27 protein-coding genes and 1 tRNA gene are annotated in these 24,597 nt (G+C 69.1%); 11 read left to right on the top strand and 17 right to left on the bottom strand.

Annotated elements, in window-relative coordinates:
* Positions 1 to 155: 155 nt before the first annotated feature.
* Positions 156 to 242, bottom strand: a tRNA-Leu gene (locus tag GCN81_RS30230).
* Positions 243 to 600: 358 nt separating this feature from the next.
* Here GCN81_RS30230 and GCN81_RS30235 point away from each other — a divergent pair.
* The 6 genes from GCN81_RS30235 to pknB all read left to right on the top strand — a co-directional run bounded on the left by GCN81_RS30235 (position 601) and on the right by pknB (position 8,775).
* A complete protein-coding gene (locus GCN81_RS30235) occupies positions 601 to 1,449 on the top strand; it encodes an FhaA domain-containing protein (protein ID WP_156727727.1) in 849 nt (282 codons plus the stop codon).
* A 10-nt stretch (positions 1,450 to 1,459) separates the two neighbouring features.
* Positions 1,460 to 1,978: an FHA domain-containing protein FhaB/FipA gene (locus tag GCN81_RS30240; protein ID WP_156727728.1), complete on the top strand. Its 519-nt coding sequence runs from the start codon at positions 1,460 to 1,462 to the stop codon at positions 1,976 to 1,978.
* Between the two features lie 90 nt (positions 1,979 to 2,068).
* Entirely contained in the window at positions 2,069 to 3,619 is a 1,551-nt protein-coding gene (locus GCN81_RS30245) for a Stp1/IreP family PP2C-type Ser/Thr phosphatase (protein ID WP_156727993.1), read from the top strand.
* 23 nt (positions 3,620 to 3,642) lie between these two features.
* A complete protein-coding gene (locus GCN81_RS30250; protein ID WP_156727729.1) occupies positions 3,643 to 5,049 on the top strand; it encodes an FtsW/RodA/SpoVE family cell cycle protein in 1,407 nt (468 codons plus the stop codon).
* The gene (locus tag GCN81_RS30255; protein WP_156727730.1) at positions 5,046 to 6,503 is read left to right on the top strand and encodes a peptidoglycan D,D-transpeptidase FtsI family protein; all 1,458 of its coding nucleotides are present in this window, start codon (positions 5,046 to 5,048) and stop codon (positions 6,501 to 6,503) included. Before GCN81_RS30250 ends, GCN81_RS30255 begins: the two co-directional genes overlap by 4 nt.
* Before the next feature lie 184 nt (positions 6,504 to 6,687).
* The gene (gene pknB / locus GCN81_RS30260; RefSeq protein WP_156727731.1) at positions 6,688 to 8,775 is read left to right on the top strand and encodes a Stk1 family PASTA domain-containing Ser/Thr kinase; all 2,088 of its coding nucleotides are present in this window, start codon (positions 6,688 to 6,690) and stop codon (positions 8,773 to 8,775) included.
* Positions 8,776 to 8,870: 95 nt separating this feature from the next.
* Here the strand turns inward: pknB and GCN81_RS30265 are convergent, their stop codons facing one another.
* The 6 genes from GCN81_RS30265 to GCN81_RS30290 all read right to left on the bottom strand — a co-directional run bounded on the left by GCN81_RS30265 (position 8,871) and on the right by GCN81_RS30290 (position 13,278).
* The gene (locus GCN81_RS30265; RefSeq protein WP_156727732.1) at positions 8,871 to 9,614 is read right to left on the bottom strand and encodes a class E sortase; all 744 of its coding nucleotides are present in this window, start codon (positions 9,612 to 9,614) and stop codon (positions 8,871 to 8,873) included.
* Between the two features lie 61 nt (positions 9,615 to 9,675).
* Positions 9,676 to 10,857 carry a class E sortase gene (locus GCN81_RS30270; RefSeq protein ID WP_156727733.1) on the bottom strand — a complete coding sequence of 394 codons (1,182 nt, stop codon included), beginning with the start codon at positions 10,855 to 10,857 and terminating at the stop codon, positions 9,676 to 9,678.
* Positions 10,854 to 11,492 (bottom strand): aminodeoxychorismate/anthranilate synthase component II, encoded by a 639-nt coding sequence (locus tag GCN81_RS30275; protein WP_156727734.1) that lies wholly within the window; start codon positions 11,490 to 11,492, stop codon positions 10,854 to 10,856. The genes GCN81_RS30270 and GCN81_RS30275 overlap by 4 nt, the downstream gene beginning before the upstream one ends.
* Complete coding sequence (locus tag GCN81_RS30280) at positions 11,489 to 11,647, bottom strand: hypothetical protein (RefSeq protein WP_156727735.1); 159 nt, start codon at positions 11,645 to 11,647, stop codon at positions 11,489 to 11,491. The genes GCN81_RS30275 and GCN81_RS30280 overlap by 4 nt, the downstream gene beginning before the upstream one ends.
* A gap of 89 nt (positions 11,648 to 11,736) precedes the next feature.
* Positions 11,737 to 12,444, bottom strand: coding sequence for a class E sortase (locus GCN81_RS30285; RefSeq protein WP_156727994.1), 708 nt, complete (start codon positions 12,442 to 12,444; stop codon positions 11,737 to 11,739).
* Positions 12,445 to 12,498: 54 nt separating this feature from the next.
* The gene (locus GCN81_RS30290; RefSeq protein ID WP_156727736.1) at positions 12,499 to 13,278 is read right to left on the bottom strand and encodes a DUF881 domain-containing protein; all 780 of its coding nucleotides are present in this window, start codon (positions 13,276 to 13,278) and stop codon (positions 12,499 to 12,501) included.
* A 145-nt stretch (positions 13,279 to 13,423) separates the two neighbouring features.
* Here GCN81_RS30290 and crgA point away from each other — a divergent pair, with 145 nt between their 5' ends.
* A complete protein-coding gene (gene crgA, locus GCN81_RS30295) occupies positions 13,424 to 13,678 on the top strand; it encodes a cell division protein CrgA (RefSeq protein WP_156727737.1) in 255 nt (84 codons plus the stop codon).
* Positions 13,679 to 13,902: 224 nt separating this feature from the next.
* Here crgA and GCN81_RS30300 read toward each other — a convergent pair whose 3' ends face one another.
* Positions 13,903 to 14,781, bottom strand: a complete 879-nt coding sequence (locus tag GCN81_RS30300; RefSeq protein ID WP_156727738.1) for a rhomboid family intramembrane serine protease — start codon at positions 14,779 to 14,781, stop codon at positions 13,903 to 13,905.
* Between the two features lie 119 nt (positions 14,782 to 14,900).
* Positions 14,901 to 15,434 (bottom strand): peptidylprolyl isomerase, encoded by a 534-nt coding sequence (locus GCN81_RS30305; protein ID WP_156727739.1) that lies wholly within the window; start codon positions 15,432 to 15,434, stop codon positions 14,901 to 14,903.
* Between the two features lie 297 nt (positions 15,435 to 15,731).
* On the opposite strand from GCN81_RS30305, the gene GCN81_RS30310 reads away from it, so the two are divergent.
* Positions 15,732 to 16,439 carry a DUF5324 family protein gene (locus GCN81_RS30310; RefSeq protein WP_156727740.1) on the top strand — a complete coding sequence of 236 codons (708 nt, stop codon included), beginning with the start codon at positions 15,732 to 15,734 and terminating at the stop codon, positions 16,437 to 16,439.
* 169 nt (positions 16,440 to 16,608) lie between these two features.
* On the top strand, positions 16,609 to 16,887 hold the full coding sequence (locus GCN81_RS30315) for a chaplin (protein WP_156727741.1): 279 nt from the start codon (positions 16,609 to 16,611) through the stop codon (positions 16,885 to 16,887).
* Between the two features lie 76 nt (positions 16,888 to 16,963).
* Here the strand turns inward: GCN81_RS30315 and GCN81_RS30320 are convergent, their stop codons facing one another.
* The 8 genes from GCN81_RS30320 to GCN81_RS30355 form a co-directional block, all read right to left on the bottom strand.
* Positions 16,964 to 17,833 carry a tyrosinase family protein gene (locus tag GCN81_RS30320; protein ID WP_156727742.1) on the bottom strand — a complete coding sequence of 290 codons (870 nt, stop codon included), beginning with the start codon at positions 17,831 to 17,833 and terminating at the stop codon, positions 16,964 to 16,966.
* A gap of 48 nt (positions 17,834 to 17,881) precedes the next feature.
* Positions 17,882 to 18,301, bottom strand: coding sequence for a tyrosinase family oxidase copper chaperone (locus GCN81_RS30325; RefSeq protein WP_407698033.1), 420 nt, complete (start codon positions 18,299 to 18,301; stop codon positions 17,882 to 17,884).
* 101 nt (positions 18,302 to 18,402) lie between these two features.
* The gene (locus tag GCN81_RS30330) at positions 18,403 to 18,906 is read right to left on the bottom strand and encodes a hypothetical protein (protein ID WP_156727744.1); all 504 of its coding nucleotides are present in this window, start codon (positions 18,904 to 18,906) and stop codon (positions 18,403 to 18,405) included.
* Positions 18,907 to 19,036: 130 nt separating this feature from the next.
* Positions 19,037 to 19,540: a DUF5949 family protein gene (locus GCN81_RS30335; RefSeq protein ID WP_156727745.1), complete on the bottom strand. Its 504-nt coding sequence runs from the start codon at positions 19,538 to 19,540 to the stop codon at positions 19,037 to 19,039.
* Positions 19,541 to 19,686: 146 nt separating this feature from the next.
* Positions 19,687 to 19,926 carry a chaplin gene (locus tag GCN81_RS30340; RefSeq protein ID WP_156727746.1) on the bottom strand — a complete coding sequence of 80 codons (240 nt, stop codon included), beginning with the start codon at positions 19,924 to 19,926 and terminating at the stop codon, positions 19,687 to 19,689.
* Positions 19,927 to 20,072: 146 nt separating this feature from the next.
* The gene (locus tag GCN81_RS30345; RefSeq protein WP_156727995.1) at positions 20,073 to 20,360 is read right to left on the bottom strand and encodes a hypothetical protein; all 288 of its coding nucleotides are present in this window, start codon (positions 20,358 to 20,360) and stop codon (positions 20,073 to 20,075) included.
* Between the two features lie 235 nt (positions 20,361 to 20,595).
* Positions 20,596 to 21,285 (bottom strand): hypothetical protein, encoded by a 690-nt coding sequence (locus tag GCN81_RS30350; RefSeq protein WP_231627077.1) that lies wholly within the window; start codon positions 21,283 to 21,285, stop codon positions 20,596 to 20,598.
* Between the two features lie 148 nt (positions 21,286 to 21,433).
* Complete coding sequence (locus GCN81_RS30355; RefSeq protein ID WP_156727747.1) at positions 21,434 to 21,673, bottom strand: chaplin; 240 nt, start codon at positions 21,671 to 21,673, stop codon at positions 21,434 to 21,436.
* 299 nt (positions 21,674 to 21,972) lie between these two features.
* Between GCN81_RS30355 and GCN81_RS30360 the strand changes: the two genes are divergently transcribed.
* Both GCN81_RS30360 and GCN81_RS30365 read left to right on the top strand, forming a co-directional pair.
* Positions 21,973 to 23,103, top strand: a complete 1,131-nt coding sequence (locus GCN81_RS30360) for a glycosyltransferase (protein WP_156727748.1) — start codon at positions 21,973 to 21,975, stop codon at positions 23,101 to 23,103.
* The gene (locus GCN81_RS30365) at positions 23,100 to 24,596 is read left to right on the top strand and encodes an exopolysaccharide biosynthesis polyprenyl glycosylphosphotransferase (RefSeq protein ID WP_156727749.1); all 1,497 of its coding nucleotides are present in this window, start codon (positions 23,100 to 23,102) and stop codon (positions 24,594 to 24,596) included. The genes GCN81_RS30360 and GCN81_RS30365 overlap by 4 nt, the downstream gene beginning before the upstream one ends.
* Position 24,597 lies beyond the last annotated feature (1 nt).

Raw genomic sequence — 24,597 nt, forward strand, 5'->3', positions numbered from 1 at the left:
CGAAGAACAATCAGCGGCACAAAAAGCAAGGCGGTGAGGTACCTCACGATCAGGGCCTGACGTGTCAGTAGCCGGACGCAGCCAGCTACAACGCCGAGAAACGGGCCCCACCAGGACTTTCGTCACTGGTGAAGACCCGTTTCGTCGGTTCTTCGTGGTGCGCGAGGGGGGAGTTGAACCCCCACGCCCTTTCGGGCACTGGAACCTGAATCCAGCGCGTCTGCCTATTCCGCCACCCGCGCATTGGGTGTTGCCGTTCGGTCCCGCGCTGTGTGGGGCGCGGTGCCTCTCGACATCCAGAAGATTAGCACGCTGGTGGGGGTGGATTCACATCCGTATCCGCGGGCGGCAAGGCACCCGCGGAGGCACCTGCGAAGCCGCGCGCGAACGCGGCCCGAAGGCACCTGCCCGCGAACGGAGTGCCCCGGGTGCGGGACACTGGCTTGAGGCCGCCTCTACGATCCGCATGAAACCCCCTCGCGGGAGGCATGTGAGAGGCAACACCTGTCCACAGGACAGCCAAGGGGAACCAGCCGTTTTCCCCACGCGTGGATACGATCAGTAAGCAGTACCAGGATGACAGCGACGGAGGAGGTGCCCATGGGAGTCCTGAAGAAGTTCGAGCAGCGACTCGAAGGTCTGGTCAACGGCACCTTCGCCAAGGTGTTCAAGTCCGAAGTCCAGCCGGTCGAGATCGCGGGCGCCCTGCAGCGCGAGTGCGACAACAACGCGACGATCTGGAACCGCGAGCGGACCGTCGTCCCCAACGACTTCATCGTCGAGCTGAGCGCACCCGACTACGAGCGCCTCAGCCCGTACTCAGGACAGCTCGGCGACGAGCTCTCCGCCATGGTGCGCGAGTACGCCAAGCAGCAGCGCTACACGTTCATGGGCCCCATCAAGGTCCACCTGGAGAAGGCCGACGACCTCGACACCGGCCTGTACCGGGTACGCAGCCGGACCCTCGCCTCCAGCACCTCCCAGTCCCCGGCATCGCAGGCCCACCCCCCGGCGTCACCCGCCATCCACGCGCCCGCCGCGGGCCACGGTGGACCGCAGCCGCCCGCGGGGGCGCCTCCGATGCCTCCGACCCCGCCCCCAGGCGGCCGGGCAGCGCCCCGGCCCCCGCAGGCGGGCCCGCCCGGAGCGAGCCCCCTGCCAGGCGCCCAGACGCGGCGCTGGATCGAGATCAACGGCACCCGCCATCAGATCTCCCGCCCGACGCTGGTGCTGGGCCGCAGCACCGAAGCCGACGTGCGGATCGACGACCCCGGCGTATCCCGCCGGCACTGCGAGATCCGGACCGGAACGCCCTCGACGATCCAGGATCTCGGGTCCACCAACGGCATCGTGGTGGACGGGCAGCACACCACCCGCGCTACGCTCCGCGACGGCTCGCGGATCGTCGTGGGCAACACCACCATCGTTTATCGGCAAGCCGAAGGGTGAAGCGGGGGCAATGTCAGAGCTGACCCTGACGGTCATGCGGCTGGGCTTCCTAGCCCTCCTGTGGCTGTTCGTGATCGTGGCCGTACAGGTCATCCGCAGCGACCTGTTCGGTACGCGTGTCACCCAGCGTGCAGGACGTCGTAACACAGAGGCACGACAGGCCCCGGACCGCCAGTCCAGCGGCCAGGGCGCCCCACCGCGCCAGCAGGGCGGAGGCGGCCGGCAGCGCCGCGGCGCCCCCACCAAGCTGGTCGTCTCCGAGGGCACCCTCACCGGGACGACGGTCGCGCTACAGGGCCAGACCATCTCCCTGGGCCGGGCCCACGATTCAACAATCGTGCTGGACGACGACTACGCGTCCAGCAGGCATGCCAGGATCTACCCGGACCGTGACGGCCAGTGGATCGTCGAGGATCTCGGGTCCACCAACGGCACATATCTCGACCGGACCCGACTCACCACCCCGACGCCTGTTCCGCTGGGCGCGCCGATCCGCATCGGCAAGACCGTCATCGAGCTGCGGAAGTAGTACGAAAATGAGCGAGCGGAGCGAGCGAGCCAGCGCGGCCCACACAATGGGCCCCGGCGCGCTCCCGACCGGAGGGTGGGCACCGTGCGGATGTACCCGGAGCCGACGGGCGAGGTGCGCATGAGTCTCTCACTGCGCTTCGCCGCCGGATCGCACAAAGGCATGATCCGCGAGGGCAACGAGGACTCCGGCTACGCCGGTCCCCGGCTGCTCGCCATCGCCGACGGTATGGGCGGCCAGGCTGCGGGCGAGGTCGCCAGTTCCGAGGTGATCTCCACCCTCGTACAGCTCGACGACGACGTCCCGGGCTCCGACATCCTGACCTCGCTCGGCGAGGCCGTGCAGCGCGCCAACGACCAGTTGCGCGTGATGGTCGAGGAGGACCCGCAGCTGGAGGGCATGGGCACCACGCTCACCGCCCTGCTGTGGACCGGCCAGCGCCTCGGCCTCGTCCATGTCGGCGACTCCCGGGCGTACCTGCTGCGGGACGGCGTACTGACCCAGATCACCCAGGACCACACCTGGGTGCAGCGGCTCGTCGACGAGGGCCGGATCACCGAAGAGGAAGCCACCACGCACCCGCAGCGGTCGCTGCTGATGCGCGCGCTGGGCAGCGCCGACCATGTGGAGGCGGACCTCTCAGTACGGGAGGTCCGCGCCGGTGACCGGTACCTGATCTGCTCCGACGGCCTCTCCGGCGTGGTCTCGCACCAGACGATGGAAGAGACCCTCGCCAGCTACCAGGGCCCGCAGGAGACCGTGCAGGAGCTGATCCAGCTCGCGCTGCGCGGCGGCGGTCCGGACAACATCACCGTGATCGTCGCCGATGTCCTGGACATCGACAGCGGCGACACCCTCGCCGGGCAGCTCGTCGACACCCCGGTCGTGGTCGGCGCGGTCGCCGAGAACCAGCTCCAGTCGCACGACAACGGCGCCATGCAGACCCCGGCGGGCCGCGCCGCCGGACTCGGCCGCCCGGTCCCGCACCAGCCCAGCGGCGCCTTCGGCCCGCCGGACAGCGGTGACCCCGACGCCTACACCCCTGAGGGTGAGTTCGGCGCGTACGCCGACGACGACTACCGCAAGTCCGGTGGCCGCAAGTGGCTGAAGCGATCGCTCTACACGCTGCTCGCGCTCGCCGTGATCGGCGGCGGGCTCTACGGCGGCTACCGCTGGACCCAGACCCAGTACTACGTGAGCGCCAACGGCGACCACATCGCGCTGTACCGCGGCATCAGTCAGGACCTGGCCTGGGTCTCGCTCTCCGACGTCGAGAAGGACCGCCCGGACATCGAGCTCACCTACCTCCCGCAGTACCAGCAGAAGCTGGTCAAGGGCGGCGCGATCGCCGAGGGCAGCCGCGCCGGCGCGGAGGCGAAGATCAAGGAGCTGAGCCTGCAGGCCTCGGCCTGCAAGAAGCACGAGGCGAACGAGAAGGCCGACCGCGAGAACAACGCGGGCACCGGCGAGGGGGAGGCGGGCGGCTCCTCGGGGCTCACCGCCAGCGGTGACGACGCCAAGAACGACAAGACCGCCAAGAACGACGAGTCCGCCGCCAACGCTCCGTCGCCGACACCGGTACCGAGCGCCACCTTCACGGAGGAAGAGCAGCCGCTCGTCGACAACTGCGGTAAGCGGTAGGCGCGGGGGGTCTGTCCAACACCATGAGCAGTTCTACGCACACGTCCACCATCGGCGCGATCGGCGCGCCGAGCCGACGCAACACCGAGCTCGCGCTCCTGGTGTTCGCCGTGCTCATCCCGATCTTCGCGTACGCCAACGTGGGCCTCGCCATCAACGACGAGGTGCCGACGGGCATGCTCGGGTACGGTCTTGGGCTCGGCCTGCTCGCGGGTGTCGCGCACCTGATCGTGCGCAGATTCGCCCCGTACGCCGATCCGCTGCTGCTGCCGCTCGCGACGCTGCTCAACGGCCTCGGGATCGTCCTGATCTGGCGCCTGGACCAGTCCGAACGGCTCCAGCAGGCCTCGACGTTCACCGCGGGCGCTCCCAACCAGCTGATGTACTCGGCACTGGGCATCGCGCTCTTCGTCGGCGTACTGCTGCTGCTGAAGGACCACCGCGTCCTGCAGCGGTACACGTACATCTCGATGGTGGCGGCGCTCGTCCTGCTGCTCCTGCCGCTCGTGCCCGGCCTCGGCCGGAACGTCTTCGGCGCCAAGATCTGGATCAGCGTCGCCGGATTCTCCATCCAGCCCGGCGAGTTCGCGAAGATCGCCCTCGCGGTCTTCTTCTCGGGCTACCTCATGGTCAAGCGCGACGCGCTGGCCCTGGCCAGCCGCCGCTTCATGGGGCTCTACCTGCCGCGCGGCCGCGACCTCGGACCGATCATCACGATCTGGGCCGTCAGCCTGCTGATCCTGATCTTCGAGACCGACCTGGGCACCTCGCTGCTGTTCTTCGGCCTCTTCGTGATCATGCTGTACGTGGCCACCGAGCGGACCAGCTGGATCATCATCGGCCTCGGCATGTCGGTGGCCGGTGCGGTCGGCGTCGCCTCGTTCTCCAGCCACGTCGAGGCCCGGGTGAACGCCTGGCTCGACCCCTTCGGCTGCTACGCGGACTCGGGTGCCTGCGAGCAGATCGGCCAGTCGATCATGGCGTTCGGTTCCGGTGGTGTGCTGGGCACCGGCTGGGGGCAGGGCAACTCCGACCTCATCGGCTTCGCCGCCAACTCCGACTTCATCTTCTCCACGGTCGGCGAGGAACTCGGTCTGGCCGGAGTGATGGCCTTCCTGCTGATCTACGGGCTGATCATCGAGCGGGGTGTGCGCACCTCGCTGGCCGCCCGTGACCCGTTCGGCAAGCTGTTCGCCATCGGCCTCACCGGCGCCTTCGCCCTACAGATCTTCATCGTCGCGGGCGGCGTCATGGGACTCATCCCGCTCACCGGCATGACGATGCCGTTCCTCGCGTACGGCGGCTCATCCGTGATCGCCAACTGGGCGCTGATCGGCATCCTGATCCGGATCAGCGACACCGCGCGCCGTCCCGCACCGTCCCCCGCCCCGTCCCCCGACGCCGAGATGACCCAGGTGGTACGGCCGTGAACAAGCCCCTGCGCCGCATCGCCATCTTCTGCGGTGTCCTTATCCTCGCCCTGCTGGTCCGCACCAACTGGATCCAGTACGTCCAGGCCGACGACCTGAGCAGCCGCAAGGAGAACAAGCGCGTCGACATCGAGCGCTACAGCATCAAGCGCGGCGACATCATCGTCGACGGCAAGGCCATCACCGGTTCGAAGGACACCGACGACTCCTTCTTCCAGTACAAGCGCACCTGGAAGAACGGGCCCATGTGGGCGCCCGTCACCGGGTACGCCTCGCAGGTCTTCGGTACCAGCCAGATCGAGAACCTCGAGGACGGCATCCTCACCGGAACCGACGACCGCCTCTTCTTCAGCCGCACGCTCGACATGCTCACCGGCAAGAAGAAGGGCGGCGGCAACGTCGTCACGACCCTCAACGGCGCCGCCCAGAAGGCCGCCTTCGAGGGCCTCGGCGACAGCAAGGGCGCCGTCGCCGCCATCGACCCGGAGACCGGCGCGATCCTCGCCCTCGCCTCCACACCGTCGTACGACCCGTCCACGTTCGCCGGCCGGTCCAACAAGGACGGCGACGCCTGGAACGATCTGACCAACAACCCCGACAAGCCCATGCTCAACCGCGCACTGCGCGAGACCTACGCCCCCGGCTCCACCTTCAAGGTGGTGACCGCCGCCGCGGCCCTGGAGCACGGGCTGTACGACGACGTGGACGAGAAGACCAAGACGCCCGAGCCGTGGACCATGCCGGGCACCAGGACCGAGCTGCCCAACCACGGCGGCAACAACTGCGAGAAGGCCTCCCTGCGCGAGGCCATGCGGGTGTCCTGCAACACCGTGTTCGGCAAGATCGGCTCGGATCTCGGCAAGGAGAAGATGATCGAGACCGCGGAGAAGTTCGGCTTCAACGAGGAGCAGTTCGTCCCGGTCCGCTCCAACGCCTCCGTCTTCCCCACCGAGCTGGACCCCTCGCAGACCGCGCTGTCCTCGATCGGCCAGTTCAACACCAGCGCCACCCCGCTCCAGATGGCCATGGTCACCGCCGCGATCGCCAACGACGGCACGCTGATGGAGCCGTACATGGTCAGCGAGCTCAAGGCGCCCAACCTGGACACGGTCGAGAAGCACGCGCCGAAGACCCTGAGCGAGCCGCTCTCCAAGCCGAACGCCCAGAAGATCCAGCAGACGATGGAGACCGTCGTCAACGAGGGCACCGGCACCAACGCCAAGATCGACGGCGTCACCGTCGGCGGTAAGACCGGTACGGCCGAGACCGGCGAGAACAACGAAGGCACACCGTTCGCCTGGTTCATCTCGTACGCCAAGACCGACAGCGGCTCCCCGGTCGCCGTCGCCGTGGTTATCGAGGACAGCAACGCCGACGAGGCCGTCTCGGGCGGTGGCCTCGCCGCCCCGATCGCCAAGGATGTGATGAAGGCGGTCATCGACAGCAAGGGCTGACGCGGACCCGGACACGGCACTACCGACCGTCAAGTGACGTCGGTCACGGCGGTACCGGTCCTGTATCAGGTATCGGTTGCGGCCGGATCATGGTGAAGCAGCCCGGTACGGTATGCCGAGGCAGCACACCGCCGGACCTCACATGGGTGCGGTCGGGACCGACGGAGAGGGCTGGTAGGTAGCTATGGAAGAGCCGCGTCGCCTCGGCGGCCGGTACGAGCTGGGCCAGGTGCTCGGCCGCGGCGGCATGGCGGAGGTCTACCTCGCCCATGACACCCGCCTTGGCCGCACCGTCGCCGTGAAGACACTGCGGGTCGACCTGGCCCGTGACGAGTCGTTCCAGGCCCGGTTCCGCCGGGAGGCCCAGTCCGCCGCCTCGCTCAACCATCCGGCGATCGTCGCTGTCTACGACACCGGCGAGGACATGGTGTACGACAGCGCGTCCGGTGCGGGCGCGGGGATCTCCATCCCGTACATCGTGATGGAGTACGTCGACGGGTCCACGCTGCGGGAGCTGCTGCACTCGGGGCGCAAGCTGCTCCCCGAGCGCGCGATGGAGATGACCATCGGCATCCTCCAGGCGCTGGAGTACTCGCACCGGGCCGGAATCGTCCACCGCGACATCAAGCCCGCGAACGTCATGCTGACGCGCAACGGCCAGGTCAAGGTCATGGACTTCGGCATCGCCCGCGCCATGGGTGACTCCGGTATGACGATGACCCAGACCTCGGCCGTCATCGGCACCGCGCAGTACCTGTCGCCCGAGCAGGCCAAGGGCGAGCAGGTGGACGCCCGGTCCGACCTGTACTCGACGGGCTGTCTGCTGTACGAGCTGCTGACCGTGCGTCCCCCGTTCGTCGGGGACTCGCCGGTCGCGGTGGCGTATCAGCACGTACGGGAAGAGGCCCAGCCGCCGAGCACCTTCGACCCCGAGATCACGCCCGACATGGACGCCATCGTCCTAAAGGCCCTGGTCAAGGAGCCGGAGTACCGCTATCAGTCGGCGGACGAGATGCGCGCCGACATCGAGGCAAGCCTGGACGGTCAGCCGGTCGCGGCCACCGCCGCGATAGGCGCCGTCGGGTACGGCGGCCACCCCGACAGCCAACAGACGGCGATGCTGCCCCCGCAGCACGCCCACGCGCAGCAGGCCACCTCGATGCTGCCCCCGGTCAACCCGGACGACGGCGGTTACGGCTACGACGACCAGCCCGGCCGCCGCCAGCCGAAGAAGAGCGGCGGCGCCTCCACGGCACTGCTGATCGCGGCGGCCGTGCTGGTGCTGGCCGGTGCGGTCGCGATCGGCATGTACGTGTTCGGCGGCGACGGCAACAAGGGCGACGGCAAGGTCACGGTGCCGAACTTCGTGGGTGAGGAGTTCGACGCGGCCCAGCGTCAGGCCGTGAACGCCGACGTCAAGCTCGTTCGTACGGACAAGCCCTGCGAGAAGCAGGACGAGGGGAACGTCTGTAGCCAGAGCCCGGAGAGCGGCGCCGAGATCGAGAAGGGCGGCCCGGTCGAGGTCGTCGTCTCCACCGGGTTGCCGCAGGTCGCGGTGCCGAGCGTGGTCGGGGAGACCCAGGAAGACGCCAAGGCGAAGCTCGAAGGCGACGAGTACGGGTTCACGGTCACGATCGAGAAGGAAGAGAGCACCACCGTCACGGCTGGCGAGGTGCTGCGGCAGGACCCGGAGTCCGGGACGAAGCTGGAGAAGGGCTCCGAGATCACCCTGACCGTCGCCACGGCGAAGCCGGTGGTCACCGTCCCCGCCCTGCTGGGCCTGACCCCGGAGCAGGCCAAGGCGAAGCTGGACGAAAAGGGCTTGGTCATGGGCAGCCAGACCGAGGAAGAGTCCGAGGCGCAGCCCGAGGGCAAGGTCTTCGAGCAGCTGCCCGCTGGCGGCACGGACGTCGACCCTGGCTCGACGATCACCATCAAGATCGCCAAGGCTCCGGAAGAGGAAGAGGAAGAGCCCGACGACGGGAAGTTCCCGATGCCCAAGATCACCGGCATGACCCTCGGTCAGGCCAAGCAGGTGCTCGCGCAGAACAACCTGCAGGTGGGCGGCATCAACGGCTCGCAGGACGACGCCTCCTTCGTGCTGCGGAGCAACCCGAAGGAAGGCGACGAGGTGAAGCCCGGCCAGCGGATCAACCTCCGCACGATCGGCGGACAGCAGGACGGTGGTCAACAGGACGGCGGCCAGAGCGGCGGCCAGCAGGACGGCGGCCAGGATGGCGGCGGCGGCTTCATCGGCGGCGTGGGCGGCTGACCCGCCTGGCGCGTTGGTACGGCACGACGGAGCCCCGGTCCCTCAGCGAGAGGGGACCGGGGCTCCGCCCGTGAATCAGCGATCAGCGTCGTGAATCAGCCCAGCTCGGCCGGTGGCGTCCGCTCGCTGTCGACCTTCTCGACGCGCTCCAGCTCGCCCCACACGATGTAGCGGTGCTTGGAGGTGTAGATCGGGGTGCAGGTGGTCAGCGTGATGTACCGGCCCGCCTTCTTCTTGCCCGACTCCTTGGGGACGGCGCTCAGCACGCTCACGTTGTACTTGCTGGTCTCCGGCAGCTTCGCGTAGACCTTGTACACGTACCACTTGTCCTTGGACTCGAAGACGATCGAGTCGCCGTTCTTGAGCTTGTGGATGTTGTGGAACTTCGCGCCGTGCCCGTCGCGGTGCGCGGCCAGCGAGAAGTTGCCCTTGTCGTCCTGCGGCAGCGCGGACTTGACCGGCTCGGTGTAGTAACCGGCGGTGCCGTCGTTGAGGTCCTTGGTGCTGGTGCCCTTCTTGACGAGGATGTCGCGCTCGCCCATGGCCGGTACGTGCAGGAAGCCGACGCCGCCCTTGGTGTCCAGCTCGCCTGGCCCGGACCCGGACTCCTCCCAGGTTTCGCGCACCTCGTTGCCCTGCTTCTTCGCCTCGCGGTCCGCCAGGACGTTGGTCCACCACAGGGAGTAGACGACGAACAGACCGAGCACCAGACCCCCGGTGATCAGCAGCTCGCCGAAGACGCTGATCGCCGTCAGAACGCGCCCGCGGCGCGAGCGCCGTCTCGGTGCGGGCGCCGGACTGTCGTCGGCCCGCTCCTCCTGGTCGGTGCTCGCTACCACTGCTTGTCGCCCCGTTCTCGTACTGCCGCTGACCTGGTTTGTCGTCGTGCGCCGACGCCGCTCAGCGTACGAGTGCCTTCGGCTTGCCCTCGCTGCGGGGCCGTTCGTCGACCATCTTGCCCCAGACGATCATCCGGTACGTACTGGTGAACTCCGGTGTGCAGGTCGTCAGAGTGATGTAGCGGCCCGGACCGGTGAAGCCGGACTGTTTGGGCACCGGGGCGATGACGTCGATGTTGCTGGGGCTCGTCTGCGGAAGGATGTTCGCCATCTCGTAGACGTAGTAGGTGTCCTGGGTCTCGACGATGATCGGGTCACCCGGCTTGAGCCGGTTGATGTAGCGGAACGGCTCGCCGTGGGTGTTGCGGTGCCCGGCGACCGCGAAGTTGCCCTTCTTGGCCTCGGGCATCGCAGACTTCAGCCCGTCCTCGGCGTAGTGGCCGACCATGCCGCGGTCCAGCACCTTCTTCTTGTCGATGCCCTCGGCCACGGGGACGACGACGTCCAGTGTGGGGATGTGCAGCATCGCGAAGCCCTGACCGGGTTCAAAGGCGTCGGGCTTGCCCTCGCCGTTCGCCCAGTTCTGCTGGATGCGGCTGGCCTCCTTGTCGGCCTCGATTCCGGCCGCGATGTTCGTCCACCACAGCTGGTACGTGACGAACAGGAGCATCAGTACGCCGAAGGTGATGAAGACCTCCCCGAGCACGCGGCTGGCGACCACGGCGGGGCCCGGCCGCCTGGCCCGCTCGGCACGGCGGGCCTCCAGGCGGGAGCCGGGGGCGCGGCGGATGGGCTCGGGGGTGGGCTCCTGATCCAGCTCCTGGACTTGAGGGCGCAGGCCGACGGTCTCGTCGTCGCGGTGGGGGGCTTCCGCGTACGCGTACGCGGGCTCGGGCTGGGGCTCGGGCTCGTAGGAGTACGGGGCGCTGTCGTAGTACGAGGTGCTCTCGTCGTACGAGGTGCTCTCGTCGTACGGCGCGCTGGCGTACTGCCGCGGCTCCTGGTACGCCTGCTGAGGCTGCTGCCGCTCCGGCTGCTGGTCGTACCCGTACCACTCCTGCTGATAGCCCTGCGGGTCGTACCACTCCTGCTGCGGCTGAGGCGGGGGCGGCTGCTGCCCGGGGAGCGGGTCGTTCAGCGGGTCGGCCAGTTGTTCGACGGCCGCCTCGAAAGTGCCGGGGTCCTCGTACGCACGGTGCTCGTACGGGAAGTCGGGGTCACTCTCAGGGCGGCCGGGCGTCACGCCGAGGCCCTGCCGACCACCGGGGCAAGCCCCGACGAGCGCGCCACCGCGCCCGTGTCGCCGCATTCCACCAGCCAGTTGGCGAGCATCCGGTGGCCATGCTCGGTCAGTACCGACTCGGGGTGGAACTGCACGCCCTCGACCGGCAGCTCACGGTGGCGCAGCCCCATGATGATGCCGTCCTCGGTACGGGCGGTGACCCTGAGCTCGGCGGGCACGGTGCCCGGCTCGGCGGCCAGCGAGTGGTAGCGCGTCGCCGTGAACGGTGAGGGCAGCCCCGCGAAGACACCGGTGCCGTCGTGCGTGACGGGGGAGGTCTTGCCGTGCAGCAGCTCGGGCGCGCGGTCCACCACACCGCCGTACGCCACCGCCATCGACTGCATGCCGAGACAGACGCCGAAGACCGGCACCCCGGTCGCGGCGCAGTGCCTGACCATCTCGATGCAGACCCCGGCCTGCTCGGGAGCGCCGGGGCCGGGCGAGAGCAGCACGCCGTCGAAACCGTCCTGGGCGTGGGCCGTGGAGACCTCGTCGTTGCGGACGACCTCGCACTCGGCGCCCAGCTGGTACAGGTACTGGACCAGGTTGAAGACGAAGCTGTCGTAGTTGTCCACCACGAGGATGCGCGCGCTCACTGGTCCACCGTCACATCGTTGAAGGGGAGGAGCGGCTCCGCCCACGGGAAGACGTATTGGAAGAGGGCGTAGACCACGCCGAGGATCAGCAGCAGCGAAATGGCCGCCTTGATCGCCGCGTTGCCCGGCAGCTTCCGCCAGATCCAGCCGTACATGCTGTCCGTAGCCCCTTCCCTTGGCTTCCCGCGGCCCCTGACCTGTTGGCCGGTCACCAGAGTACGGGGCAGCGGCTGGTACGCGTGGGTCAGCGGCCTAAAGCTGCGGGCTTACCGCGCTCGACCGGCTGGGTCGCGTCGAGGTGCGCCCACACGATCAGCCGGTGGCTGCTGCCCCACTCGGGCTCGCAGGTGGTCAGGGTGAGGTAGCGCCCGGGCCCGTCGAAGCCCGCCTTCTCGGGCACCGGGTCGACCACCGCGACATCGGTCGGCAGCGTCTTGTACGGCTTGTTCGCGATGCGGTACGTGAACCAGGTGGCGCCGTCGGTGAGCACCACGGCGTCGCCCCGGCGCAGCCGGGGGAAGTCCTTGAACGGGTCGCCGTAGGTGCGGCGGTGGCCCGCCACCGCGAAGTTGCCGCGCTCGCCGAGTGGCGCGGTGCGGTCGTAGTGGCCCAGGCCTTTCTTCAGCGTTCCGGCCTTGGTCCCTTCCAGGACCGGCTTGCTCCAGCCGGAGCCGAAGCGCGGGATGTACATGACGGCGAAGGGCTTGCCGTCCTGGTAGGCGGGCTGCGGGGGCGGACCAGCGGAACCCTCGGGAGGCGCTTCGGCATCCGGGTCCTCTGGGGCTGTCGGGACGCTGCCCTTCGCCCACTGGTCCTGGAGCTGGTCGATCTGGCCGTCCATGGCGTGGTCGGCCCGCACGCCGGTCCAGACGACGACGTAGACGACGAACAGCACGATCACCATGCCGACGGTGACGCACAGCTCGCTGAAGGTCCTGACGATCACTCGCACCGAAACCGACACCGACTGGCCCCTCCCCAGGCGACGGATTACCGCGCGGGGCCGCTACTCCACGGGCTCCGCGTGGTGGAGATCCACTGTGCCCGAGTAGCCGGGAAGAGTCATCGCCCCGTGGTCGTCGACTTTCCAGCCGAGCCCATAGGCATTGACGTACTGCATGTAGTTCTGGATCTCCGGGGACGCCGTGAGCGCCTTCTTCAGCTTGCCGGGGTCGCCGACCGCGGTGACCTTGTACGGCGGTGAGTAGACGCGGCCCTGGAGGATCAGGGTGTTGCCGACGCAGCGCACAGCGCTGGTGGAGATCAGCCGCTGGTCCATGACCCTGATGCCTTTGGCGCCGCCCAGCCAGAGGGCGTTCACCACGGCCTGGAGGTCCTGCTGGTGGATGACCAGGTCGTTGGCCTGCGGCTCGGGGTAGCCGGGGATCTTGGCGGTGGCGTCCGGTGGGGCGTCGGTGAGCGTCACGGTGAGGGCCTCGCCCTTGACGCGCTGGGTGCCCGCGGCCTTCTCCAGCGCATCGAGCCTGGCCTGCTCCGCTTTGGACCTGCCCTGATCGCGCCCGGTGAGTGCGTCGACATCGTCGCGCAGTGCGCCGTTGGACTTCTCCAGGTCGCCGTTCTTACGGCTGCGTTCCTGGATGAGATCGGAAAGTCGGAGCATGGAGGCGTCTGTCCGGATATTAGTACCCTTGGCAGTATTGAAACTGGTGGCGAAGATGAGACCGGCGAGTGCGAAAACAGCAGCCGTGAGCAGCCGGACCGGGCGCCAGCGAAAGGGCCGGGCACGCCTGGTGTCCTGGTCGGGGGAGTCGGCAGAATTGCTCAACGTACCCTTACTCCTTACGGCGCCGCGAAAGTACTACGCTAACGGACGCCCGGGGGGAGTACGCATCCCCCATCGCGCCCTGACCGGCGCCAGCCGACACCCGTTCCCGCGCGGCCATGCAGCGCATCGACAGGAGAGCCCCCTCGTGCCGAAGTCACGTATCCGCAAGAAGAAGGACGACTACACGCCGCCGTCCCGGCAGGCGACGAGCGTCAAGCTGACCAATCGCAGCTGGGTGGCTCCGATCATGCTGGCGCTCTTCCTGGTGGGGCTGGCCTGGATCGTCGTCTTCTACGTCACGGACACCACCCTGCCCATCGAGGCGATCGGCAACTGGAACATCGTGGTCGGTTTCGGCTTTATCGCGGCGGGGTTCGGCGTCTCCACCCAGTGGAAGTAGCTATCCACAGGCAGAGTGTGGATAACTTACTAAGATCTGTGGATAACCCATCTGCCGTTGACGCCGGTATGACGGACTGCCCGCACCGCCGATAGCCGTACGCCCCTTGTCCTTCCTGCACAAACCCAGGTCAGGGACAAGGGGCACTGCTGTTCCCCAGCTCATGCACAGGTTCGGGCGGAGGCTGTGGACAACTCACTCCCAGACGGTGGACAAGCGTCTCGTCAGGTGAGCTGGGCGGTCCGCAGCACGATCATCACCAGCGCCACGAGCAGCACCAGCGCACACGTCCCGGCCTGCACCAGCGTCCGGCGCTCACGCGGGGCGTGCACCATGGCGTACGCGATGGCGAGGCCCGCCACAAGACCTCCGACGTGTGCCTGCCACGCGATGTTGGCCATGGTGAACGTGAAGACCAGGTTGATCGCCAGGAGCGCGATGACCGGGCGCATGTCGTAGTTGAGGCGGCGCATCAGGACGGCGGTCGCGCCGAACAGACCGTAGACGGCGCCGGAGGCGCCGAGCGAGAACTGGGTCGGGGACGCGATCAGATAGGTGAGCGCGCTGCCCGCAAGCCCGGACACCAGATAGAGCGCCAGAAAGCGGGCCCGGCCCAGCGCGGCCTCCAGCGGGCCGCCGAGCCACCACAGCGCGAGCATGTTGAAGCCGATGTGCCAGATCTCCTGGTGCGCGAACATCGACGTGACCAGGCGGTACCACTGACCGTGGGCGACGCCTTCCGGGATGAACCCCGGAGGCGTGGCGCCCAGCAGCGTCAGTTCCCGCACCAGCTGGTCGTTCGCCAGGATCGCGATGAACACCGCCACATTGATCCCGAGCAGGATCTTCGTGACCAGCCGGGGGTCCGCCACCACCGAGCCGCCCGCGAGCGTGCGCGGCTGACTCGCGGCCGGTGCGTGCCCGGTGCCCGACCCCTCGCGTACGCAGGTGGGGCACTGGAAGCCGACGGACGCGTCCACCATGCACTCAGGGCAGATCGGCCGCTCACAGCGGTTGCAGCGGATGCCCGTCTCACGGTCCGGATGCCTGTAGCAGCCGGGCAGGCTCTGCGCACCCTGCGGACTACCTGGCGCCTGCTCCATCACGGTCCCCTCAGAATCTCCGGCCGGTCGCGGCGTCTCGTACAACACAACACACCGCCCCGCCCATCTTTACGGATGAGCGGGGCGAAAAGGTTCCCTGGGGCGAACCCGTTATGTGATCACTTCTCGCGGGTCTCGACCACGACCGACTCGATGACGACGTCCTTGAGCGGGGCGTCGGTGCGCGGATTGGTCTGGACGCCGCCGATGGCGTCCACGACCTTCTTGCTCGCGTCGTTCGCGACCTCGCCGAAGATGCTGTGCTTACGCGTCAGCCAGGCCGTCGGGGCGAGCGTGATGAAGAACTGCGAGCCGTTGGTGTTCGGGCCCGCGTTCGCCATGGCCAGCAGGTACGGCTTGTCAAAGGACAGCTCGGGGTGGAACTCGTCGGCGAACTCGTAGCCGGGGCCACCCGTGCCGTTACCCAGCGGATCACCGCCCTGGATCATGAAGCCGCTGATCACCCGGTGGAAGGCCGTGCCGTCGTAGAGCTTGTCCGTGGACCTCTTCCCGGTCGACGGGCTGGTCCACTCGCGCTCACCCTTGGCGAGCTCGACGAAGTTCCGGACCGTTTTGGGCGCGTGGTTCGGCAGCAGCCTTACCTCGATATCACCCAGGCTGGTCTTCAGGGTGGCGTAAAGCTCCTCAGCCACGATCTGCCTTCCGTTGTCCTCACTGACCTCGCAAATCCTCCCACGGATCGTGACAGGTCGAGAGCAAGGAGCGAGCCGGACCCGCCGCCGCCGAAGAGGCGCGTACCGAGCGGTTCCGTGGCATTGTCGTCCACAAGCTCCTCTTGCACCGCATTGCCCGCTGATGAACCGCCCAGAGGCCTCTGGCGCGCATGATCCAGAAAAGGGTGGAAAGGTGAATCGTGGTTCTCCCGTGGACCGCCAGCCCCCGCGCGGCCCACGTCCCCCGTGTACGCCACCGACCAGGAAGGTGATCCCGTGACCCGCATCGACAGCGCACGCGCCGCGGCCAGTTCGGCGAAGGACAGCGCGCGCCACGCCGCCGAGGCGGTGGCGCCCTACGCAGACACGGCCAGGGACACCGCGGCGCACTACGCGCACGAGGCCCGGCTGCGCCTCGCGCCCAAGGTGAGCAGCGCCGCGCACCAGGCCGCCGACCAGGCACGCCTCCAGTACGACGCCCATCTCGCGCATCGCCTGGAGCAGGCGCGCACCCACGTACCACCCCGGGTGGATCACGCCGCCACCCGCGCCCGCGAAGCCGCCCGCCACGCGGCCGCCGCGACCCGGCCGCGGGTCGAGCAGGCCGTGGCCGCGGCCCAGCCCGCCGCCAGCGAAGCCGCGGCCCGCAGCGCCGCCGCTCTGGCCGCGCTGCGCGGCGAGGTCTCACCCAAGGAGATCCAGCGGCTGGTCAAGCGGCACGAGCGCCGGTCCAGGGCCGGATGGGTGGCCAAGCGGCTCGTCGTGCTCGGCGCGGTGGGCGCCGCCGCGGTCGCCGCCTGGCGCTGGTGGGACAAGCAGGCCAACCCGGACTGGCTGGTCGAGCCGCCCGCCGCCACGGAGGTGTCCGACGACGCCCGGTTCTCCTCGGTGGACGGCAGCGGCCAGACCGCACTGGACCCCGAGGTCCAGGCCAAGCAGGCGGAGGCCGAGGCGTCGGGGTCCTCCGAGCAGGACGACCGCTAGCTCACGGACGCGTGACCGCTCGCGTGGCCGATGCTGCTGTTGGAGGTAAATCTGACCGCTTTGCGGCATGCGTACCCATCAGAGCCGTTACCCACAGCATCCGGTGCCGTTTAACAGCCCGGCGGCCGCGACCACGCAGCCGCCACCTGCCAAGCAAAAGGAGAACGTGATGTCACGCATCGCGAAGGCAGCCGCTGTCACTCTCGGCACGGGTGCTGTGATGCTCAGCGGCGCTGGTATGGCTGTGGCCGACGCCGGCGCCAAGGGCGAAGCCGCTCACTCGCCGGGCGTTCTGTCGGGCAACCTGCTGCAGATCCCGGTCCACGTCCCGATCAACCTGTGCGGGAACACGGTCAACGGCATCGCGGGCCTCAACCCGGCCTTCGGCAACAGCTGCTCCAACATCAGCGACGGCATCGACATGGGCGACGGCGGCTACGGCGGCTGATCACGCGGAACGAAGGCCCCCGGCGCCGACGCGCCGGGGGCCTTCGTATGTCAGGCGTACCTGTTCAGCTACCTGTTCAGCCGTACCTGTACAGCTGCTTGTGCTCGATGAGGTCGACGGGACGTACGTCCCACGGCGGCATCCGCTCCTCGGCCGCGATGATCCGCCGGAATTGGGGCTGACCCGGCCGCGGGGGCTCGGCTGGCAGATAAGGAGCGGCGTCGCCGTGCCGCTCGTACCAGCGTGACCAGCACAGATCGACGAACGCGTGGTTCAGCCAGAACACCGGGTCGTTGACCGAGGAGGCGCCGAGCATATGGCCGCCCACCCAGCGGTGTACCTGGTTGTGGTTGCGCCACCGGTCGTTGCCCCGGCCGGATGTCCAGCCTTCGAGCCTGTTACGGAAGCCGGTCTCCGTCAGCGAGTTCCACGGCTCGGCGTCGTACCGCGGGTCCCGCATCGCCACGGCCAGATCCTCCGGCTTCGGCAGGTCCATGGGGTCGTGCGGGCGGCCGAAGTCACGGGTGAGGTACTCGGCCTCGGACTCCGATTCGGTGATCTTCCAGTTGCCGTTCTGGTAGGCGAAGGGCCCGGTCATCACCTGCCGGTCCGAGCGGCGGCCGTTGCCTCCGAGGAAGTCGTCGGCCCACAGGGAAGCGGCGGGCGACCGGTCCGCCGTCCAGTCCCAGTAGGGCACCGAGACCCCCGAGTCCACCCGTTGCAGCGCCTGCTCGAAGTCGAGCAGGAACTTACGGTGCCAGGGCAGGAAGGACGGCGTCATATGGGCCACGCGCAGCCCGCCGTCGCCGTCGCTCACGTAGAACTCGATGTGGGTCCGCACGAAATCGTCGTACTGACCCTTGCGCTTGAGTGCGAGCACGGCGGCCACGAACCGCTTCTTCTGCGCGGCGGTGAGCGTGCTCTGGTTCTGCCGTATGTACGCCATGGCCGCTCGCGCTCCTTCGTGTCTCAGGCGTCGTGTCTCAGGCGTGTCTCAGGTGGTGTGCAGGCGCAGGGGCTGACCGTGCAGTTCGTCGACGGCTCCGCGGGCCGCCTCCAGCGGGGTGGGGTAGGCCGCGTAGTGGTCGACCATGCTCAGGTACGTGTTGTCGGCGCGCCGCATGAGGTGCAGGGGACGGCCGTCGACGGTGACCTCCAGGGATCCCTGACGGCCGGGTGCCGCGCGATCTGCGCCCGGTACGCCGCGAATGCGCCGCCCTCGGTACATCTCGTCGAAACCGTCGGGCGCGGGGCCCGGGGCACCGTCCGCGGTGACCTCGCCGGAATCGGGGCCGGTCGACCGCGAGCGCCGGGCCGTCACAGCGATAGCGATGGCGGTCGGTACGGCGCCGAGCGCGACGAGCAGCGCGCTGCGGCGGGTGACAACGCCCCGGACGGGCCGGTCGGTCTTCACTCTCTTCGCCCTCCTCACCCTCTTCGCCCCCTTGACCCCCGTCACCCCCGCCTACGGTCGTGGAGCCGGACGGCTGAGTCTCCGTCCGGCTCCACGGATCGCTAGTTGAGCCCCAGATCGGCTCCCGGCTCGGACTGCAACATCGGGGTCTCCAGCGCCGCCTGCGGGAGTGTCACGTCCGGCAGGCCGAAGCGGTTGGCGAGCGGTCCGGTGAGCGGCGGGTTCACCGAGGCACCGGGCGTGCTGGCCTCCACACCGGAGCCGGGCGTGGAGAGACCGAGACGGTCCACCTTCTCGTTCGGCAGGAGCTGGGGCACCGGGGACGTGAGCTCCGTCTTCGGCAGCTCGGTGCTGAGCGGCACCTGGGGCAGGATTCCGTCGGGAAGCAGTTGCCCCTCCACATACCGCGGGCCCTCGGGGGCGCCAGGGAGCGGAAGGGGCACCCCGGTGCTGAGCTTCGGAGCCTCCATATGCAGGGCGTGCTCCACTCCGGACAGCGGAACGGAGACGGGGACCTGCTCCGCCGCGACGGCGGTGGAGGCTCCGGTGGCAGCGGCGACGGAGCTCACCAGTGCGGCGAGCGCCCCTTTGGCTTTCTTGTTCATCTCGGGCACGGACCCTTTCGGCTTTGCGTGGTGTGGCCGTACCTGGGCTAACGACCTTGAGTACGACATCAGTGCAGAATTGCCCCGACATTCCCCCGACGGCACTAATGCGCGGTCGTCTGATAATCGGTCAGCCGCGCAGTTCCCGTACGGGGAGGAGGCAGTGGGCGGCGGCGATAAGTGTCTCCTCGTCGCCCGCGAACTGTGCGAGGTCCTCTTCGGTGACCGGCTGGCCCGGCGTCGCGGAGGGCCAGGGGCGGGTGGTGAACACGAAGTAGGCGTATCCCCGGGCCTCGGCCGCGCTGAGCCATTCCGGCGGAACCACGCACTGGGCGTTCAGGTACGGCATGTTGATGACGGCCTGGCCCGCCTGGACCAGCAGCGACACCGGGAAGCTGGGCTTGTCAGCACCGTTCTGGACGTTTCCGCCGACCGGCAGGCCGGTCTGGTCCAGCAGCCCCCGCACGGCGTTCGACGACGCTTCGGGGCCTCCCGGGCCGTCGCCCAGGGAGTAGGCGAGGAGAAAGGGCATGTCCTTTTCCTCTTCGGGGTGTTCGCCACTCCAGGAGATAACGGCGAGAGTTCCCAGATCGGCGGGGTCAAAGGCGGTGTCTACGCTTGGCGTTGAAGTCACGTCGGCAGCCTAGCGAGGCGGCCCGGCCCGCCCGCCACATTGTCACCCGGTTGGCCCACACGTCGAAGGCTGGTTCGGCAGAACGGGTACGCCAAACCAGCCTTCGTTTACGCGACCTACAGGCGCGCGAGCATCGCGCGGCAGCGTCAGTCGTTGACGCAGGTGTTACCGAAGGTCGGGTTGAGGCCCGCGATGCCGTTGACGGTGTTACCGCACACGTTGACCGGGATGTGGATCGGGACCTGGAGCAGGTTGCCGGAGCCGACGCCCGGGGAGTGCGAGGCGTGACCGCGCGCGTCGGCGTCGGCGAAGGCGGTGCCAGAGGCCGCGCCCGCCGCGAGACCGGCAACAGCCACGACCATGGCGGCCTTCTTGGAGGAATTCATTTTCAAACCTTCCTTAGGGGTTTCCATACCGGCATTCTCATACCGGGATTTTCGTACCTTACGGGTCCGTGCCGTGCTCCGAGCCCGGAAACACGACCGGAGGATTTCTTCGCTCACTCGGCCCAGTTAGCCGAGATGAGGGAAAGTCAGCTGGAGAGGGGCAGGCCGCCGAGGAGGCTGGTGGGCGAGTTGGGACCGCCGACTTCCAGGTCTCCCGTGGCACCCGTGACGGTGTTCAGCACGGAGTTGGAGTTGCTCGGGTCGAGCGCGTCGGTGTGCACCGGGCCCTGGACGTCCTTGAGTCCCTGGCTGGTGACAGTGTTCAGTGCGCCGTTCAGGCTCGACGGCGTAAGGTCCGAGGCGAAGGCGGGCGCGGCGGCACCGGAAATGACCAGGGAACCCGCAACGACGGCAGCGGCCTTCAGAGCCTTCATCATTTTCCTTTCTTCGGCGACAATGCGTCACCCGTGTGGAATGACCGTTCGGGGCATTTCGCATGCCCGCTGTCTCCTTCTTCCTGCTCAACGAGCGTGGACCGCTACGGAAACCCTGAGGCGCGGAATTTCTCGGTTGTGCTGACGCGTAGGCTGCATGCCGGAAATCCGGACGTTCATATAAAAGCCCGCCGCGCGGGCCGTACGGCCGACGCGGCGGGCAGGGGCACAGCGCCTACGGGAGGCCGGGCAGCGCCGGGGTCTCCGGGAGGGCGGGGGTCTCGGGAAGTCCGGCGTCCACCGGGAGCTCGGGGACCTCAGGGGCTCCCGGGACCTCCACCGGCAGCTCCGGCAGCGTCGGCAGCTCGGGCAGGCCCGGCAGGTCCGGTACCGGCAGCCCGCCGCCGAGCAGCGTGGCCACGACGAAGTTGACCAGGCCCGTCACCACGACCGTGGACTGGGTGATGACCCCGGTCGCATCGCCCGCCGTCGCCGCCTTGACCAGGGCGTCGACCGCGGCCTGCAGCGACGCCAGCGCCTCCGCTGGCAGGTCGACCGGAGCCTTCGCCCGCGCTTTCGCCCCGTCGGAGCTCGTGGCGTCCGGCGCCTGCTCCTGGGCCGCGGCGATGGCCTCCTTGACCGCGTCCGTGTGCTTGGTGGCTTCCGCCGCGTCCAGCTCGCCGGTGGCGGCCTCGAGGGACGCCTCCACGAGGTCGGTGACCGGCTTGAGCACCCCGGCGACGTCCCCGAGCGCCTTGGTCTGGCTGAGCAGTTTGTCCGCGCCGGGGACCGGGACGGATGACACTTCCGTGCGGCGGGAGCGGTCCGCGCCGTCCTCCGCCGCGATCGCTGGCGCCGCGGTGCCAAAGAGGAGTGTCGCGCAGAGCGCCGAAGTCGCTAGGCGCCGTACGGGTACAGCGGGCATGGGATCTCCCTTTCGGTAGTTTGTCCGATCTTGAGATCACCGTGCGAGCAAGAGTGGGGGCCCGCAACCGGCCCTCGCCCATTTGGGGGCAGACAAAAGCAGCCGCCCCTGGATGGGGCGGCTGCGGAAAAGACAGGCTGCGTCGAGATCAGTCGTTGACGCAGGTGTTGCCGAACGCCGGGTTCAGCAGGCCGATCACGTTGACGGTGTTACCGCAGACGTTCACGGGGACGTGGACGGGCACCTGGACGACGTTGCCCGAGAGCACGCCGGGGGAGTTGTGGGCGGCACCCTTCGCGCCGGCGTCGGCGACGGCGACACCCGCACTGCCGGCCAGGGCGGCGGCGGCCACGGCGGAAAAGGCGATGGCCCTCACGGTACGCGACATGAAAGTACTCCTCGGGGTTGTGGTGTTGTGCCAGGGCATCACCCCGGCCTTTGGAGCAACGGTCCAGCTGGCGAGGAGTTGCGCACCCGTTCGGGTGACAGGCCATCAGAACGCCCCGAAGGTCACACATTTCATTAATCCGACACACGTCTCGCTGGGGGTCCCGATGATCCCGAGTGGCTATTGTTGCTTCCCCCTCACGCAGGCGATATGGGGCACCAAAGACCAGCCAATAAATATGACTTTCGCGTTCTCGTCATTCGTTCATATGTCTCCTTATCCTGGAGAGGAAGCCGGTCATGCGGGTCCTTCATGTGGCGCAACCCGTCGAAGGGGGCGTGGCCCGGGTACTCGGGGACCTGACGCACGCTCAACTCGCCGCCGGTATGGAGGTGTCCGTGGCCTGCCCACCCGGTGGGCCACTGGCCGTCGCACTGGCCGACCTGGGCTGTGCCGTACTCCCCTGGCAGGCCACCCGGTCCCCCGGCCCGAGCCTGGTGGGCGAGGTGCGCCGCCTCGCGGCCGTGGTCAGCGCCACCCGTCCGGACGTCATCCACGCGCACAGCGCCAAGGCCGGTCTCGCCGCGCGGCTCGCCGTACGGAACCGCGTGCCCACCGTCTTCCAGCCGCACGCCTGGTCCTTCGAGGCCGTCGATGGCGCCGCCGCCCGACTGGCGCTTGGCTGGGAGCGGTTCGCGGCCCGCTGGACCGCCCGCGTCATCTGCGTCAGCGCGGCGGAGCGGGAGACAGGACGGCGCGCCGGGATCAATGCTCGCTGGACGGTCATCCCCAACGGCGTCGACCTCGAACGCTTCCGCCCGGCGACGCGTCCCGGCCCTGGCGCCGCTGACAGCGCGGAGACCGGCGCGGGGCCCCTGGTCGTGTGTGTGGGCCGCCTCTGCCGCCAGAAGGGACAGGACGTCCTGCTCGCGGCCTGGCCCGCGGTACTGCGGGAGCTGCCCGGCGCCCGGCTGGCCCTGGTCGGGGACGGGCCCGACGCCCCGCGGCTACGGGAGGGCGCCCCCGATTCCGTACGGTTCGCCGGAGCCGTCGATGACCCACTCGGGTGGTACCAGGCGGCCGACCTCGTCGTCCTGCCCTCCCGGTGGGAGGGCATGGCGCTGGCCCCGCTGGAGGCGATGGCCTGCGGGCGGCCGGTGCTCGTGACGGATGTGGACGGCGCGCGGGAGAGCGTGCCGCCCTCTCTGGCGCCGCACTGCCTGGTGCCGCCCGACGACCCGGACGCGCTGGCGCGCGCGCTGGTGGAACTGCTGCGTGACCCGCGACGCCGCAGCGCGTTGGGTGACCAGGCCCACCTTCACGCCCGCGCCCGGCACGACATTCGGCGCACCACTGCCGCGGTGGCGGACGTGTATCGCGAACTCGCGGGTGTGGAGCCCCCTGAGCACAAGGAGTCGATCGCGCCGTGAGCCCGGAACGTACCGCTACCTCCCAGCCGCTCACCGCGACCTGGGCGACCCCGTTCGCCCCGGTCGTCTCGCCCCGTACGGCGGTGGGTCGCACCCGTGGCCGTACCCACAGGCGCCCGGCCGCACCCCGCGTGGCACGGACGGCCCTGCTGCTCGTGGACGGCGCGGCCGCGCTGACCGGCGGTGCGCTGGCGCTGGCCGCCGAGCAGCGCCACCCGCTGCTGATCGCCGCCTTCGTCGCCGCGCTCGCCGTACTGAACGGGCAGGCCGGTCTCTACCGGAGCGCCGAACCGCGGCTGCTGCTGGACGACTGCCCGGCCATCGCGGCCCGGATCGCCGTCCTCTGGTGCGCCCTGGCCGCCCTGCTCGCGGGCCTGCCGCAGCTGGCGCCGGTGCCGGTGAAGGCGCTGGCGGCGGGCTGCGCCCTGCACGGTCTGCTGACCATCGCCGGGCGTGGGCTGGTGTACGGGCGTCACCGGGCCGCCGTGGCACGCCACCCGGCCGCCGCCCTGCTGATCGGGCCCCAGATGACGGCGCCCCGGGTGGCCGCCGCCCTGCTCCGCCAACCCGCCAGCGGTGTACGCCCGGTGGGCATCGTCGCCCCGGCCGCCCCCGGCGCGCGGCAGCAGGCGGCCACCAGCACGGCCGTGTACACGCGAGGGCCCCAGCTCCCCGTACTGACCACGGTGGACGACGTACGCCGCGCGGTCATCCAGAACGGTGTCCGGCGCGCCCTGCTCATGGGCAGCCCGAGCGCGCCCGAGCACCAGCCTTGGCTGCGCGCCCTCGGTGAACTCCACTGCGAGGTCTGGCAGCTCGACACCCCGCCCTCTCCGTACGTCCTCCACCCCGACCGGGGCGCGCCCCGGCATCTGGCGGGCTTCCCGTCCCGCCCGGTGGCCGTCATGCCGCGCCGGTACCACCCGGGCAAGCGCGCGCTCGACCTGCTGGTCTCGGGAGCCCTGCTGGTGCTGACCAGCCCGGTGCTGCTGGTGTGCGCGCTGTGGCTGCGGCTCAGCGAAGGGCCGGGGGTGGTGTTCCGGCAGGAGCGCATCGGCAAGGACGGGCGGCCGTTCACACTGCTGAAGTTCCGCACCCACCGCCCGGCCGACCCCATGGAGTCGGCGACACGCTGGAGCGTCGCGGACGAGCGGCAGATGGCGTGGTTCTGCCGCTTTCTGCGCCGCAGCTCACTGGACGAGCTACTCCAGCTGTGGAACGTCTTCCGTGGCGATATGAGCCTGGTCGGCCCGCGCCCGGAACGCCCGTACTTCGTCGCCAAGTTCAGCGAGAGCCACCCCGGCTACGCCGCCCGGCACCGGATGCCGACCGGGATCACCGGCCTCGCCCAGATCAACGGACTGCGCGGTGACACCTCCATCGAGGACCGCTGCCGCTTCGACAACGCCTACATCGACAGCTGGTCGCTCTGGCGGGACATCAGCATCCTGCTGCGTACGGCCGCCTCGCTCATCCGGCCGACGGGGAGCTGAC

The organism is Streptomyces apocyni (assembly GCF_009739465.1).
In the GTDB taxonomy this organism is placed as follows: domain Bacteria; phylum Actinomycetota; class Actinomycetes; order Streptomycetales; family Streptomycetaceae; genus Streptomyces; species Streptomyces apocyni.